Consider the following 13,710-nt stretch of genomic DNA (forward strand, 5'->3'; position numbering starts at 1 on the left):
ATCCGCACGATAGCGTCGGGTCTCATCACGTGCTGGATGAGGCTTGGTCATGGATCGTCGTCGTTTTCTTTCGATGCTATCGGCCGCGGGGGCGGTCGGCTGGAGCCTGACGGCGACCGGCAGTTGGGCTCGCCCGCTGGAGGGCGTATTCGGCCGGCCGGTGCCGTTTATCGACACGGCCGCGGTCGGCGATCAGGGCGATCTATTCGATATCGACGGGGCCGCCACGGCCAACCACCAGGCCAGGCGGTATCCGCAAAGCGTGGCTGCGGGTGATCCCAAGGCCAGGGCGTGTCGTCATAAGATAAGGCGGCGCACCGGCGGCCAAGCCGCGGCAAGACAAGGCATCGCGCGTGCAGCGTGGTTATTCCACGTAAACGAGCGATAACGCCGTATTGCCGGGGCTTGGCCACCGGCCCCTTCGGGGTTGTTCGCGCCGGACGCGCCATGCGGCGTTGCGCGCCTTGACCGTGGCGGGCCACGCTCGGCGGCCCGCGCCTTGCCTGACACGCCCGGCGCGAGCAATGCGACGTCATATCTTATGACGACACGCCCTTGGGCGTGGTGCTCTGGACCCGGGTGATCGACGACGACGCGGTGAATACGGCACCCGTGGTCTGGCAGATCTCACGTGATCGCTCATTTACCGATGTCGTGCTGGCCGGGGCCGCCCGGCTTGATGCCGACGCCGATCATACGGTGAAGCTGGCGATCGCTCATCCGGCGCTGCGTGGTTTTTCGACGTATTACTATCGTTTCATCCATCGCGGCGTGGCCAGCCGTACGGGCCGGTTCAAGACCCTGCCGGCCGAGCGCCAGACCATCACGCGTCTGCGCCTGGGCTATATCACCTGCCAGGACTACGGCTTCGGGTTTTATAACGCGCTGGCCCGCCTGGCCGAGGAGGACGTCGATTACGTCGTGCATCTGGGCGACTATATTTATGAAACCGTGGACGCCGGTTTCCAGCAGGGCGCGGCCCGCCAGCTTGCCCCTTTGCCCTCGGGCCAGACCGTACCGGCCGATTTGGAAGATTATCGGCATCTGTATCGCAGCTATCGGCAAGACGCTGACTTGCAGCGTCTGCACGAGCGTTTCGCGATGATCGTGATCTGGGACGATCACGAGTTCGGCAACGATTGCCACGGCGATATCCATCCCGATAACAACACCGGCGATACCACCGCCACCACACCGCAGCCAGCGCTGCGCCAGGCCGCCAACCGTGCCTGGAGCGAGCATATTCCGGCCGACACGGCCTTCGACGCGCGCCAGCCCTGGGACGAGTCAATCCAGATCTATCGTCGTTTCAGGTTCGGCCAGCTTGCCGAACTGATCGCCACCGATGAGCGTTTGTATCGCGACGGCCCGCCCTGTGGCACGGACACGGCCGGCGAGCGCTATGCCACATTCGGGTGTGCAGCACGCCATGACCCGGGGCGCACCATGCTGGGCCGCACCCAGCGCGACTGGTTCATCGATACGGTGACCGCGTCGCCGGCGCGCTGGAAGCTCTGGGCCAACGAGGTGATGCTCATGCAGCTGAAAGTGGGCCCGGTGTTCGCCAATCTCGACCAGTGGGACGGCTATCCCGCCGAGCGCGCACATATTCTGTCCACGCTGCGCGATGCCGGCACCACGAATGTCGTGGCCTTGACCGGTGATCTGCATACCTTCACGGCCGGCTATCTGAAGCCCGATTACGACAACCTGCTGGAATGGCCGATGGGCGTGGAGTTGATGGTGGGCTCGGTCACATCCGCCAATCTGGAAGACCAGATCCGTTCGGGGTTGAACCTGCCCAGCGCGCCCATGCCAGCCGAGCGGCTGGGTGTGCCCGCCAACAAGCTGGCGCCTGCCGTGCGTCTGGCCAACCCGCATATCCACTACTGGAACTCGGCCGCCCACGGCTATGCGGTACTGGATATCGACGATACCGCACTGACCTGTCGTTACATGGCCGTGGATACCATCAGTGCCCCGGATGCCGGGGTGCGCCCACTCAAGACGATGCGGGTGCCCAGCAACCGAGTCTGGATCGAAGATATCGAGTAGGCACGGGACAGCCTCACGGCCGCGGGCCTGGCCACCGCCGCGCTCGATCTTTGTCTTTTGGAGCGATCGGCTGTTTCCTGCGCGCGCATGCAAGCACCTTTGTGCCGGCGGCTCTGCCCGCCCGGCGGGACGGCTGAGAGACGGGCCGGCCGTATCCGGCCGGCCCGGTGCGGCATTCAGCGCTGGATCACGGTGCCGTCGTCATCGAGCAGCGGGTAGCTGCCCTGCTCGTCGTGGTCTTCGGGGCCGACCAGCGACGGCGAGAAGGCACAGATCACGGTCATGCCTTTCTCGCTCGAGAGAATATGCTGCTGGTGCTTGTCCAGGGCATACAGCACGCCGGGCTTGAGCTCCCAGGTGCCGCCCTCGGTCAGATCCTCGATCTGGCCTTCACCGTCGACGCACAGCACGGTTTCCTTGTGGTTCTTGTACCACATGTGCAGGTGCTGGCCGGGCTTGATATAGGTTTCGTGCATGGAATGGCCCATGCCGTCGGCGCGCAGGGTATAGCGCCGGCTGATCCACTTGTCGTCTTCGACGGCGTCGTTCTTGGCATCTTCGTGGGTGCGAATGATCATCGCTTGGGTCCTCGTTTTGGCATGTGAATACTGAGATCATCGGACGGTCTCAGTGGGATCAACGACAGCGTGCGATCTCGCTGCCGTAGAAACGGAAACCGGTATCCGGATCGATATCTGGCGCCGCGCCGGCCTGGAACAGCAGGATCATGTCCGAGCCGCCGAACAGGAAATAACCGAACTCGGCGCCCTTGGCGGCCGGCCGATCAATCGTGGCCGTGAGGTTGATCGAGCCGACGTGCGACATGCCCACCGGCACTGCGGCCACCAGGCCAATATCGCCATCCGGCGAGTCGGCGGTGTCGATGATCACCACGCCGCGGGTCTGGGAGAATTCATAGCCGGTGGTGGCATCGTCGTGTGATTCGAAGCCGCCGTTGCCCAGGCTGACCTGTAGATAAGCCTTGCCGCTGACCGTGTAGGCCTCGGCCACACGCCCGCCCACCGGCAGATGAAACCGGTGATAGGCCGAGGGCGGCAGGGCATAGTGAACGAACGTGCCGCCGGCAAACGCATCGGCGCTGGGACCATGGCCCAACAGCTCGGCGACGTTGCCGTATTGATGGGTGCGCTTGACGCGACAACCCGGGATACTCGAATCCGCGTCAATCGTGAACTGTTGTTGATAGGCACAGTCGGCGGCCGAGGCGACCACGCGATTGTCACCGGGGGAGGCGATGGGTCGCAGACCGGTATTGAGCTCTCGGGCAAAGAACTGATTGAAGCTCAGCCAGCCGCTGGGCTGGTTCGGCCGGCCGTTGATCAGTGACTCCGCCACGCGGTACTGCGGCGCGTTGCGCACGAACTGATCCAGAATCTCGTCGCTGAAGGACTCCGGTGAGTCCAGGAACACGCCCCAGTCACGGGCCACTTCCAGCAGCCAGTCACGAAACCACTCGATGTTTTCAGCGATCTTCTGCTGGCTGTCGCCGACGTCCTGATCGATCAGCCAGAAGAAATGACACAGCCGGTCATAGACTTCCTGCTCGTACTGATCGCGCTCGGAAAGCTCGCGCCAGATCTCGTCGTCCGACTGACAGGGAATCCAGCGCATGAAATCGGCGACATAATCGGTGTATTCGTCGAACGTCTGTGGCCAGCGCAGCGCCTTGATCAGCAGCGGGTCCAGGGCATCGTCGGCCCGGGCCTTGGCTTTCTGCAGCGACTGCTCGAGCAGGGCAATGAAATCGGTATCGCAGGCTCGGGCATAACGCTGCAGGTTATGAACGACCTGATCGGGATCATGGGCAGCCATGAGACATCCTTTTTTGCCTGTTTGAGCCACCGCGTTAAATGGCCGGGTCCGCGCCGGGTACATTCGGATGGGTCGGCGGGTGGGCATCCATATAGGCCCGCGCGGCCTGCATGATCGCCACGTCCTGATAACGCTCGGCGGTAAGCTGAAAGCTGATGGGCAGGCCGTTGGTGGAAAAGCCACAGGGCACCGACACGCCGGGCTGACCGGTCAGGTTGAACGGGTAAGAGAAATTGGCCCATTCCTGCCAGTCGTGCATGTCGGAATCCGGCGGTACCTGATGATTCACGGCAAACGCCTCGAGCGGCAGGGTGGGCGTGAGCAGCATGTCGTAGCCCTGAAAGAAGCGCGCCATGTGCGCGCCCAGGCGCACGCGCCCGTCCATGGCCTGGAACAGATCGGTGGAGGCCCAGGCTTCGGCGCGCCGGGCGTTTTCGGCCAGCCCCGGATCAAGCAGTTCTCGCTGATCGGCGTCCAGGCCCTCCCAGAGCACGCGGGCCCCGGTGAACCAGATCTTGCGATAGATATCGATCGGTTCATCGATGCCGGGATCGGCCTCGATGATTTCAGCGCCCAGCGCCCGAAGCTCGGCTGCGACCCGGTCGATGGCGGCCGCGATCTGCGGGTCGACCGAGGCAAAACCCAGATCCCGCGAGTAGGCGATACGCACGCCTGCCAGCGATTCGACGGGCGCCGTGCCCCAGTCGGCGGGCTGGCCACCGCGGGAATACAGATCGTCGGGATGATGCCGGCCAATGACGTTGAGCATGCGCGCGCCGTCCTCGGCATGGCGCGTCAACGGGCCAATGCTGGCCAGCAGGGCGGACTTGGACGGCGGCCATTGTGGCACCCAGCCAAACGTGGGCTTGAACCCGAACACGCCACAAAAGCCCGCCGGAATACGGATCGAGCCGCCCGAGTCACTGCCTTGATGCAGCACGCCCATGTTGAGCGCGGCCGCGCTCGCAGCACCGCCGGATGAGCCGCCGGCGGTCTTGTCCGGGTTCCAGGGGTTGCCGGTCGCGCCGAACACGCGGTTGTCGGTCACGCCTTTCCAGCCGAATTCCGGGGTGTTGGTCTTGCCCAGAATCACGGCGCCGGCACGTTTCATGAAATCGGCCGGGGGCGAATCGTAGTCGCAGCGGGCATCACTTGTCGTCAACGAGCCGGCCCGGGCCGGCATGCCCGTGACCTCTGCGAGATCCTTGATCGACGAGGGCACACCATCGACCTCGGACAACGGCGCGCCGCGCTGCCAACGGGCCTCGGATGCTCTGGCGGCTGCCATCGCCCCGTCGGAATCGACATGAACATAGGCGTTCACGGCCGCGTTATGACGATCAATACGCGCAAGCGCGGCTCGGGTTGCCTCGATGGGGCTGGCCTGGCCGCTACGGTAGAGTCGGAGCAGCTCGCTGGCGCTGGCCAACCCCAGATCGGTTGTCGGCATCGTGTGGCCTCGGTGCGTTCGAATAGCGCCGCTACAGGAGACCACCGGCCGTTGCGTGACAAAATCCGTATCATCACTTAGTTGTAGATACCATCTACTGCCCGGTCATCCGCTTGTGTCTTGCCATGCATCTGCCAGAGTGCGCCGTGACGTGACAGCACTGACGAAAGCGCGCCCATGACCGACGACACCCTATCGACCGACGGACGCTATGCCCGGCTGTGTCGCCGATTGCCGCTATGGCAGCAGATTCTGGTCGGGCTCGTTCTGGGCACGCTTGTCGGCAGCCTGCTGGGAGAACGCGCCGCGTGGCTGGCCCCGATCGGCGATCTGTTCATCAACGCCATCAAAATGCTGATCGTGCCGTTGGTGTTTTCGACCCTGGTGGTGGGCATCACCGGCATGCGCGACCCGCAGGCGATGGGCCGTATCGGGCTGCGCACCGTGGCCATCTATTTGTTGACGACCGCGTTTGCCATCGCCCTGGGCTTGTTGTTATCGACGCTCATCCAGCCGGGCACCGGCGTGTCGATGTCACTGGGCGCAACCGACGCGCCGGCTGCCCAGGACGCGCCCGGCCTGTCGGATATCCTCGTGGGGCTGGTGCCCACCAATCCGGTGGCAGCACTCACCGATGGCAATATCCTGCAGATCATCGTCTTTGCCATCGCCCTGGCGATCGCACTGGCGATCACGGGCAAGCCGGCCGAGCCGGTGATCCGGGTGTTCGAAGGCCTGGCCGAGGCCATGATCACGCTTACGACGTTCGTGATGGCGCTGGCGCCGATCGGCGTGTTCGCGTTGATCGCCGTGGTGACCGGCCAGTACGGCGCCGACGTGCTCTGGCCGCTGGCCAAGGTTATCGGCGTGATGTATTTGGCCTGTGTATTGCAGGTGCTGCTCGTCTACTCGGGCATCGTCGCGCTCGTCATGCGGCTCAACCCGCTGCGCTATCTGCACGGTAGTCTCGATGCGCTGTTGGTGGCTTTTTCGTCGGCGTCCTCATCCGGAACGCTGCCGGTGTCGTTGCGCTGCGCCGAGAATAATCTGGGCGTGCCGCGCTCGATCGCGGCCTTCGTGCTGCCGGTCGGGGCCACGATCAACATGGACGGCACGGCGATCTACCAGGGCGTTGTGGCCGTGTTTGTGGCCCAGCTGGTGGGTGTGGATCTGTCCTGGGCCGATTACGGCATGATCGTGCTGACCGGTACGTTGGCCTCGATCGGTACTGCCGGCGTGCCCGGCGCGGGTTTGATCATGCTTTCGATCGTTCTGGCACAGGTCGGCCTGCCGCTGGCTGCGGTCGGCGTGATCGCCGGCATCGACCGTATTCTGGATATGGCGCGCACCGGCGTGAACGTGGCCGGCGATCTGATGGTCACGACCTGGGTGGCGGTCAGTGAGAACACGGTGGATCGCCAGGTTTACAACGGCAGGCGTTGTTCTGCCTGATCGGCCGGGCAGCAACCGGAGCGCGCAAGGCGTGGCGGCCGGTAAGAGATTAGCCCCGGCCGGTTTCGCTTTTTTCCAGCTCGTCGTAAGCGGCCATGAAATCGTCGTCATCCGAGTCGGCGGCCGCGCTATCGGCCATGGCGTCGAGTTCGTCGCTTTGGCTGTCCACGGTCGTGGGCGGGGCATCGGCCGTGTAGGCCGGTGTGCCGTAAGCCTCGGCCTCGGCCTCGACGGGCGCGGGGCCGTCGGCGGCCGGCGGGGTCGCACTTTTCTTGTCGGCGGCAGGTTTTTTCGGCGCCGCGCTCTTGCCGGCCGCCGGAGCGCTGCCCTGGCTGGCGGTTTCGCAGATACAGACCGTGCCATCGGTCCATACCACGGTGGTGATATCGGCGCGCCATGTCTTGCCGGCGCGTGTGACCACCTGAACCGTGTCGCCGGCCTCGACCGGCTCGGCTGTCTTGGCGCCCCAGTTGCCGTTGCGCAGTTTGCAGGGATTGGCTTCTACGAGATTGTCTTCAGCGCTCATAACGAAATCGAGTATGGGAACACGACAAGTGTGCGGTTTCGCGGCCCGCGCGTCACGTGCGCCCAGTGCCGGCTCAGCGCATGTGTCCTAGGCGATGATCCACTGACGCGCGGATTCTCGCTCGGCCATGGGAAACCCGCGGATCGTCATCTTGGAGGTGATCTTGTCGGACCAGTCGGCGGCCTCGGCGACACCGCTTATGTCGGTGACAACAGCCTGCTTGTCGAACCGATCCCAGTGCTTGATCGCGGTCTTGAGATCGTTGAACAGGGCCTGTGGCGATACGCCGCCCAGCGAATGAATCTCGACGTAGAGCGAGAGTTTGTCGTGCTCGGCGAGGCGGTTTTCCAGCTCGGCAACGATATTGGCGAAATCCTGTTGGCCCACGGCGCCGTCGATTTCGATGGGCAGAACATGGCCGGCATCGGCGGGAAACGGTGCAATACGTAGCATGCGAGATACCTCGTGTCTGAAAGCTCGGCATTCACTGTAGCCGCTGTCTCGGGGGGCTGACGAGCGCAGCAGGCGAGCCGCATCTTAAGGTTTCAGTCATAAACAGGCGGTAGTGTCAAAGGCACTGGCCCAAGGGTCAGAGTGAATGGCCTGTTATCCAGGCAATAGCCTGAGATGGGCAATAGCCCAAGGAGATAATCATGACGATGCGTAAGAACATGACGATGGCCGCGATGTGCTCGGTACTGGCTGTGTCCGGCCTGGCGTTCTCGGCCGGCGCGCTGGCCGACGAGGATTCGGATATGTCGAGCGACACGTCGACGATGAACAACGAGTCGATGAATAGCGGCATGAGCGGCGGCGCCATGACCGAAGACAACGATATGGATAACGATTCGGCCATGTCGGGGGCAGACACCGACATGAACGATGACGCCATGGATGACAACGACAGCGAAATGGACGTCGGCGATAACGACGACGGCATGGACCATAACGACATGGACAGCGACAGTTACGAAGACTGATCGCGCGATGATCCGTTGACGCGCGTGAGCCGTCGCCTGAACAGGCGACGGCTTTTTTGTGGGCCTGTGCTGCGTGGCCTGACCGCCGCGGGCTATCGATGACGGCCCGGGCGTGATTGAATGCCACGCTTTATGACGATGGCCCGGTAGCACCTGCCGGCCGTTGTAGAGACGTGCGGATGATCGCCTGCGATGATCCGTCGATGTTTTTCCACGGTTCGGGGCGCCATGGAATCCGGGCATATTTCTTTTCTGCCGCTGCTGATCGTCATCGCCTTGAGTTTTGCGGTGCCGATCCTGCTGTCGCCGATTCGCCGGCTGGGCATTCCCGTGGTCGTGGGCGAGATCATTGCGGGCATTGTGGTCGGGCGCAGCGGGCTGGGGCTGGTCTCCGACGAGTTCGTGCTCGAGGTGCTCTCGGTCTTCGGCTTCGCCTATCTGATGTTCCTGTCGGGGCTGGAGATCGATTTTTCCGGGCTCTCGGCCCGCGGGGGGCTGCGTGCGAGCACGCGCTGGGCCCGGCTGCGGCGTAATCCGTTCGTGATCGGCGGGGCGGCGTTCGCGGTGACCACGCTGTGTTCGCTGGGTGCGGCGTTCTATCTCACCCATATCGATCTGGTGGATCAGCCCTGGCTGATGGCGCTGATTCTGTCGACCACGTCGCTGGGCGTGGTCGCCCCGGTCTTGAAAGAACGCGGGGTGATCGAGAGCACCTACGGCCAGACGCTGCTGGCCGCGGCGTTGATTGCCGATTTCGTCACCATTCTGCTGGTCAGCGGCTTTGCCATGGTGCGCGCGGGGGCCGCACTCGATCTGTTGTTGATTCTGGTGCTGCTCATCGTGTTCGTGGCCTCGTACCGGCTGGCCGGGCGGGCACGCGAGAACCTGCCCGCCCAGCGCTTGATGCACGCACTGTCCACGGCCACCTCACAGATCCGCGTGCGCGGCTCGATGGCGCTGGCGCTTGTGTTCATCGCCCTGGCCGAGGGCCTGGGCGTGGAAAACATTCTGGGCGCGTTTCTGGCCGGTGTGCTGGTCTCGTTTCTGGTCGGCAGCGAAAGCTCGATGCTGCGCGAAAAGCTCGATGCCATCGGCTACGGCTTCTTCATCCCGATATTCTTCGTGATGGTGGGCGTGCAGTTCGATCTGCCGGCGCTGCTGGGCTCGGATTCGCCCTGGGCGACCGTGGGCTTGTTGCTGGCGATCGCTTTCGGGGTGAAGCTGCTGGGGGCGATGACCTTTCGCCTGGCCTTTGGCTGGCGCGAGACGTTTGCCGCCAGCACGCTGCTCTCGGCGCGCCTGTCGTTGATCATCGCAGTGGCGGCCATCGGCGTGGAGATGGGCATCATCTCGCCGGCGCTGGATGCTGCGATCATCCTGGTGGCGATCGTGACCTGTCTGCTCTCGCCCATCGCCTTCGCCCGGCTGGTGCCGCGCAGTTATCGCAAGGCCCGGCATATGTTGCTGATCGGCGATACCCGCGACACGGCCCCGCTGGCGGGGCGCCTGCGCGAGATCGGGCGTGAGGTCGCGGTCTACGACATCGATCATCACGCCGCACCGGCCAGTGCTTCGCGCAGCGAGCTGAGCGCGGCCCTGCGCACGGCCGGTATCGAGGGCGCGGACACGCTGATCGCCGTGGCCGACGATGACGAGACCAACCTGGCGTATTGTCGTGTCGCGCGAGAAGTACATGCCGTGCAGCGCCTGGTGGCCTGGGTGCGGGATCCGGCCTTCAACAAGCGTTTTCGTGATGCCGGGGTCAATGTGGTCAACCCCGCCTATGCCAAGTTCCTGCTGCTGGAGAGCATGGCGCTGGGCGGCGCGGCCATGGACGGGCTGATCCATGACGATGAGACCCAGGAGATTCGTATCGCCAAGCTGGCCAATCCCTGGCTGGCGGATCGCCAGATCCGGCATATCGGCCTGCCCGAGGGCACCCGCGTGCTGCGCGTGCAGCGCGGCGGGGCCGTGCTCGAGGCCGAGCCGTCCACGGTGCTCAAGATCAACGACACGCTTACGGTGATTGGTGCTCATGACGAGGTCGACGCGCTGATGCGGCGGCTGGCCAGTCGTTGGTAGCCGCACCCGGCGGCCCGCCCGAGCAGCGCCGTATCGCCGAGGTGTTGTATCGCCTGCGTGAAGGCCCGGACAGTTGCATGATCTGTGAGGCCCCGTTTTAGATGACTCTGTTCGTTCTGATCGCCGCCACGTCGATCGCCCTGCTGATCGGCGTGGCCTGGGTGTTGCTCATCGGCATGCCGGCGCGGCTCGAAGGCGTGCTCATCGCCCTGGCGGGCGGGGCGCTTCTGATTGCGGCCGTGCTGGAGTTGATTCAGCCGGTGATCAACGAGCGCTCGCTGCTGCTGCCGTTCGCGGCCCTGTTTTTCGGGGCGCTGTTGTATACCGTGCTCATCCAGGTTCTCAACCGCGCGGGGTGGATCGGCATGGCCGAAGGCTCGGCCGGCAAGATCCTGATGTCCGGCGTGCCGGAAAATCTCGCGATCGGCCTGTCGTTGATCGGTTTCAGTGCCATACAGATCAGTGCCCTGGTGGGCTCGATCCTGGTGTCCAACGTGCCCTGGGCAGCCAATGCCACCCGCGGCATGATCGATTCCGGGCATTCCAGGGCCCGGATCGCGGCGACCTGGGCGGGTGTAATCGCTATTCTGGCCGCGGCCGCCATTATCGGCCGCTACGGCTTTGGCCAGGCCCATGAAGCCGTGCTGGATTATCTGCGCTGTTTTGCGGCCGGCGCGATCATCTGTGCCCTGGCCGTGGATGTGTTCCCCCAGGCCTTCAAGACCGACGAGCGCCTGACGGGCCTGGCCACGATCGCCGGGGTGATTCTGGCCCTGGCGCTGAATCAGATCAGTTGAATCACTGCGACGATACGTCACAGCCCGGCCTCGGCATGTGGGGCGTATCGTTCGTCCAGGATTCGTGGTCAAGCGATTGACGTGCAGGCACGCGGGGTTTCAGCAACCGATCAAGGCACGGCGATGCCGGTCGCGATAAGCCCGGCCACACGGCTGGCCGTGTTCATGCGCGCGCTGCATAGCGCGGTGGGGCTGTTCGCCGCGCCCTGGTTATTGATCGCAGCCATCACCGGGCTGGCCTATGCCGCCACTCCCCAGTTGACGGCCTGGTGGTATGCCCCGGTCACAACGGCCGATACCGCGGGCGCCGGCGCCTCGTTGTCGCTGACCCGCCAGATCGATATCGCCCGGCAGGCACGGCCCGAGGCCGGCCCACCGGTAGCGCTTCGCCCGGGGCGGGCCGGCGAAACCACCACCCGCGTGATGTTTGCACGCCCCGGCGCGGATGCCGGGGTGACCACCGCCGTGTTCGTGGATCCCGGCACCGGGCGTATCCACGGCCAGCTGGCAGGCTACGGCACCTCTGGTGCGCTGCCGATCCGGCGTGTCATCGACAAGCTGCATCGCAGCCTGCTGCTCGGTGCGCCGGGCCGGCTCTATAGTGAGTTGGCGGCGTCGTGGCTGGCCGTGGCCGCGCTCGGCGGGTTGGTGCTGTGGGGCCAGGCGCGGCGCGCGCCGCGCCGTGCCCGGGCCTGGCATCGTCGTCTGGGCCCGTGGCTCGTCATCGGCCTGCTCGGGTTTTCCATCACCGGGCTGACCTGGTCACAGTTCGCCGGCCAGCGGATCGCCACACTGCGCGTGCTGGCCGGCTGGCAGACGCCGACACTCAGCGCGGCCACGGCCTCATCGACGGCAAGGCCCGGCACACAGACCTATGACAGCGTTCTGGCCACAGCGCGCCGTCAGGGCCTGGGCGCCGATCGGATCGAGATACGCGCCCCGCGTGGCAATGACACGACCTGGACAGTGGCCGAGATCGATCGACGCTGGCCCTCACAGGTCGATCGTATTGCCGTGGACAGCGTGACCGGGGCGTCCGTGGCACACAGCCGCTTTGCTGACTGGCCGCTGGCGGCCAAGCTTACCCGCTGGGGCATCGATGGCCACATGGGCGTGTTGTTCGGCTGGGTGAATCAGCTCGTACTGGCCGTGTTCGCGACCGGGCTGATCGCGCTGATCGTGTCGGGCTGGGTGGGGCTCATCCAGCGCCGCCGCCAGACAGCACGCATGACGCTCTGGCACAGTTTGGTCGGGCTCACGCGGCGCCAACAAATCGGGCTTGGCGTGACGTTCTGTGCCCTGGCGTTTGTCTTGCCCGTATGGGCGGCGAGCTGTCCGCTCCTGGTCTGGTTGGACGCCCGCGCCCCGGGATTATCGCGTCTTATTGGGCGACCGTCTGGCCCACCAGCTGCCTGAGCTTGTCGGCCACCTTGGGCACGGCCGGGCAATCGGTCATGTGATGACGCTGGGCCAGGTAATCCATGTCGTTGACCGCGATCCAGGTCTTGCCGTTTTCGGCCCAGACGAGCGCCTTGTTCGGCAGATCGATGGCGGCCGTGCGCGAACATTGCATGAGCGGCGTGCCGGCCTTGGGGTTGCCGAAGATCACCAGCGTGGTGGCCGGCAGGGCCAGGCCCGCGTCAGCCGCGCCGGCGGCGTGATCGATGGTATCGAAGACATCCAGGCCCTGATTCTGGGCCACGTTTTCAAAACGCTGCACCGTGGTGTGCACGTCGTAGGGGCTTTGCGTGACCTTAAGGCCGGCAGCGCTCGGTTGGGTCGGCGCCTGGGAGGTGGCCTCGGCGTCGTCGGCGGCCAGCGCCGGCGATACCGATAGCAGGCCGAGCAGGGCGATGGCGATGAGACGTGGCGTCATGGGGCGGCGGTTGTCGTGGAAATCATACATCTTGGTAACAGACATGGCGCGTGCGTGCGAATGCCCGGCGCCGCGCTATCCGGATCAGCCCGGATAGACGTGTGTTCGGGCCGTACCGACACTGCGCGCGAGCTCATTAACCAAAAAGATTTATGCAGATCGAACAATTCATCACCAACGTCGCCCAGCGCAGCCATATCGAGGATCGCGAGCTGGCAGCCAATATCAGCCACGCGACGGTCGAGGTGCTGTGTATGTATCTGCCGGCCCAACAGACCTTTGATCTGGCCTCGCAGCTGCCGAAAGAGCTGGCCAAGTCCGCTGAAGCCGGCGCCCAGCAGGCCGAGGCCAATACACGCGATATCTCGCTCGAGGCGTTTTTCGAGCAGGTGGCGATCCGTTGTCATCGCCCGGCCGGCGAGATCGAGGCCGGGGCACGGGCCGCGGCCGCCACGTTCCAGAACGCGTTATCGCGCGGCGAGAGCATCGACGTGGCCCTGGATGCCCCGGCCTCGCTCGAGGCGTTGTTGACCGGTTAGGGCCTCTTGCCGTTTCATCCGGGCGCCGTTTTCGTCGAGAGTCCGCAGTGTGTCCTGCAAGGCGCGAGTCGCAGCGTCGTGGTGTGCCACGATCAAGACTCGCAACGCCGCAGGGCGCGA

At 64.7% G+C, this 13,710-nt stretch carries 14 protein-coding genes; 8 read left to right on the forward strand and 6 right to left on the reverse strand.

The window, feature by feature from the left end:
• The first annotated feature begins 49 nt into the window (after positions 1 to 49).
• Both SAJA_RS13570 and SAJA_RS13575 read left to right on the forward strand, forming a co-directional pair.
• Positions 50 to 388 (forward strand): hypothetical protein, encoded by a 339-nt coding sequence (locus tag SAJA_RS13570; protein ID WP_123659205.1) that lies wholly within the window; start codon positions 50 to 52, stop codon positions 386 to 388.
• Positions 389 to 534: 146 nt separating this feature from the next.
• Positions 535 to 2,055 carry an alkaline phosphatase D family protein gene (locus SAJA_RS13575; RefSeq protein ID WP_281272411.1) on the forward strand — a complete coding sequence of 507 codons (1,521 nt, stop codon included), beginning with the start codon at positions 535 to 537 and terminating at the stop codon, positions 2,053 to 2,055.
• 176 nt (positions 2,056 to 2,231) lie between these two features.
• Here SAJA_RS13575 and SAJA_RS13580 read toward each other — a convergent pair whose 3' ends face one another.
• From SAJA_RS13580 to SAJA_RS13590, 3 genes are read right to left on the reverse strand one after another with little or no spacing between them, the layout of a single operon-like run.
• Positions 2,232 to 2,633: an ectoine synthase gene (locus tag SAJA_RS13580; RefSeq protein ID WP_123659207.1), complete on the reverse strand. Its 402-nt coding sequence runs from the start codon at positions 2,631 to 2,633 to the stop codon at positions 2,232 to 2,234.
• A gap of 58 nt (positions 2,634 to 2,691) precedes the next feature.
• The gene (locus SAJA_RS13585; RefSeq protein WP_221180252.1) at positions 2,692 to 3,888 is read right to left on the reverse strand and encodes a phosphatidylserine decarboxylase; all 1,197 of its coding nucleotides are present in this window, start codon (positions 3,886 to 3,888) and stop codon (positions 2,692 to 2,694) included.
• A gap of 34 nt (positions 3,889 to 3,922) precedes the next feature.
• Positions 3,923 to 5,338: an amidase gene (locus SAJA_RS13590; RefSeq protein WP_123659208.1), complete on the reverse strand. Its 1,416-nt coding sequence runs from the start codon at positions 5,336 to 5,338 to the stop codon at positions 3,923 to 3,925.
• A gap of 177 nt (positions 5,339 to 5,515) precedes the next feature.
• On the opposite strand from SAJA_RS13590, the gene SAJA_RS13595 reads away from it, so the two are divergent.
• Positions 5,516 to 6,790 (forward strand): dicarboxylate/amino acid:cation symporter, encoded by a 1,275-nt coding sequence (locus SAJA_RS13595; RefSeq protein ID WP_123659209.1) that lies wholly within the window; start codon positions 5,516 to 5,518, stop codon positions 6,788 to 6,790.
• Between the two features lie 49 nt (positions 6,791 to 6,839).
• Here SAJA_RS13595 and SAJA_RS13600 read toward each other — a convergent pair whose 3' ends face one another.
• Positions 6,840 to 7,316, reverse strand: a complete 477-nt coding sequence (locus tag SAJA_RS13600; RefSeq protein WP_123659210.1) for a hypothetical protein — start codon at positions 7,314 to 7,316, stop codon at positions 6,840 to 6,842.
• A gap of 87 nt (positions 7,317 to 7,403) precedes the next feature.
• Complete coding sequence (locus tag SAJA_RS13605; RefSeq protein ID WP_123659211.1) at positions 7,404 to 7,769, reverse strand: SpoIIAA family protein; 366 nt, start codon at positions 7,767 to 7,769, stop codon at positions 7,404 to 7,406.
• Positions 7,770 to 7,969: 200 nt separating this feature from the next.
• On the opposite strand from SAJA_RS13605, the gene SAJA_RS13610 reads away from it, so the two are divergent.
• The 4 genes from SAJA_RS13610 to SAJA_RS13625 all read left to right on the forward strand — a co-directional run bounded on the left by SAJA_RS13610 (position 7,970) and on the right by SAJA_RS13625 (position 12,591).
• Positions 7,970 to 8,296 (forward strand): hypothetical protein, encoded by a 327-nt coding sequence (locus SAJA_RS13610; RefSeq protein WP_123659212.1) that lies wholly within the window; start codon positions 7,970 to 7,972, stop codon positions 8,294 to 8,296.
• Positions 8,297 to 8,488: 192 nt separating this feature from the next.
• Positions 8,489 to 10,378 carry a monovalent cation:proton antiporter family protein gene (locus SAJA_RS13615; RefSeq protein ID WP_123659213.1) on the forward strand — a complete coding sequence of 630 codons (1,890 nt, stop codon included), beginning with the start codon at positions 8,489 to 8,491 and terminating at the stop codon, positions 10,376 to 10,378.
• Between the two features lie 101 nt (positions 10,379 to 10,479).
• Complete coding sequence (locus tag SAJA_RS13620; protein WP_123659214.1) at positions 10,480 to 11,175, forward strand: ZIP family metal transporter; 696 nt, start codon at positions 10,480 to 10,482, stop codon at positions 11,173 to 11,175.
• Positions 11,176 to 11,298: 123 nt separating this feature from the next.
• Positions 11,299 to 12,591, forward strand: coding sequence for a PepSY-associated TM helix domain-containing protein (locus SAJA_RS13625; RefSeq protein ID WP_123659215.1), 1,293 nt, complete (start codon positions 11,299 to 11,301; stop codon positions 12,589 to 12,591).
• On the opposite strand, the gene SAJA_RS13630 is transcribed toward SAJA_RS13625, so the two are convergent.
• Positions 12,557 to 13,051: a DUF302 domain-containing protein gene (locus SAJA_RS13630; RefSeq protein ID WP_184999899.1), complete on the reverse strand. Its 495-nt coding sequence runs from the start codon at positions 13,049 to 13,051 to the stop codon at positions 12,557 to 12,559. The genes SAJA_RS13625 and SAJA_RS13630 overlap by 35 nt on opposite strands.
• Before the next feature lie 152 nt (positions 13,052 to 13,203).
• On the opposite strand from SAJA_RS13630, the gene SAJA_RS13635 reads away from it, so the two are divergent.
• Positions 13,204 to 13,590, forward strand: coding sequence for a DUF2267 domain-containing protein (locus SAJA_RS13635; RefSeq protein ID WP_123659217.1), 387 nt, complete (start codon positions 13,204 to 13,206; stop codon positions 13,588 to 13,590).
• The last annotated feature ends 120 nt before the right edge of the window (positions 13,591 to 13,710 follow it).

Source organism: Salinisphaera japonica YTM-1 (genome assembly GCF_003788585.1).
GTDB lineage: Bacteria > Pseudomonadota > Gammaproteobacteria > Nevskiales > Salinisphaeraceae > Salinisphaera > Salinisphaera japonica.

Bases quoted from the DNA above. Each gene is read 5' to 3' on its own strand.
- SAJA_RS13570 (WP_123659205.1), top strand. From the start codon at position 50: ATGGATCGTCGTCGTTTTCTTTCGATGCTATCGGCCGCGGGGGCGGTC.
- SAJA_RS13580 (WP_123659207.1), bottom strand. From the start codon at position 2,633: ATGATCATTCGCACCCACGAAGATGCCAAGAACGACGCCGTCGAAGAC.
- SAJA_RS13585 (WP_221180252.1), bottom strand. From the start codon at position 3,888: ATGGCTGCCCATGATCCCGATCAGGTCGTTCATAACCTGCAGCGTTAT.
- SAJA_RS13590 (WP_123659208.1), bottom strand. From the start codon at position 5,338: ATGCCGACAACCGATCTGGGGTTGGCCAGCGCCAGCGAGCTGCTCCGA.
- SAJA_RS13595 (WP_123659209.1), top strand. From the start codon at position 5,516: ATGACCGACGACACCCTATCGACCGACGGACGCTATGCCCGGCTGTGT.
- SAJA_RS13600 (WP_123659210.1), bottom strand. From the start codon at position 7,316: ATGAGCGCTGAAGACAATCTCGTAGAAGCCAATCCCTGCAAACTGCGC.
- SAJA_RS13605 (WP_123659211.1), bottom strand. From the start codon at position 7,769: ATGCTACGTATTGCACCGTTTCCCGCCGATGCCGGCCATGTTCTGCCC.
- SAJA_RS13610 (WP_123659212.1), top strand. From the start codon at position 7,970: ATGACGATGCGTAAGAACATGACGATGGCCGCGATGTGCTCGGTACTG.
- SAJA_RS13615 (WP_123659213.1), top strand. From the start codon at position 8,489: ATGATCCGTCGATGTTTTTCCACGGTTCGGGGCGCCATGGAATCCGGG.
- SAJA_RS13620 (WP_123659214.1), top strand. From the start codon at position 10,480: ATGACTCTGTTCGTTCTGATCGCCGCCACGTCGATCGCCCTGCTGATC.
- SAJA_RS13625 (WP_123659215.1), top strand. From the start codon at position 11,299: ATGCCGGTCGCGATAAGCCCGGCCACACGGCTGGCCGTGTTCATGCGC.
- SAJA_RS13630 (WP_184999899.1), bottom strand. From the start codon at position 13,051: ATGACGCCACGTCTCATCGCCATCGCCCTGCTCGGCCTGCTATCGGTA.
- SAJA_RS13635 (WP_123659217.1), top strand. From the start codon at position 13,204: ATGCAGATCGAACAATTCATCACCAACGTCGCCCAGCGCAGCCATATC.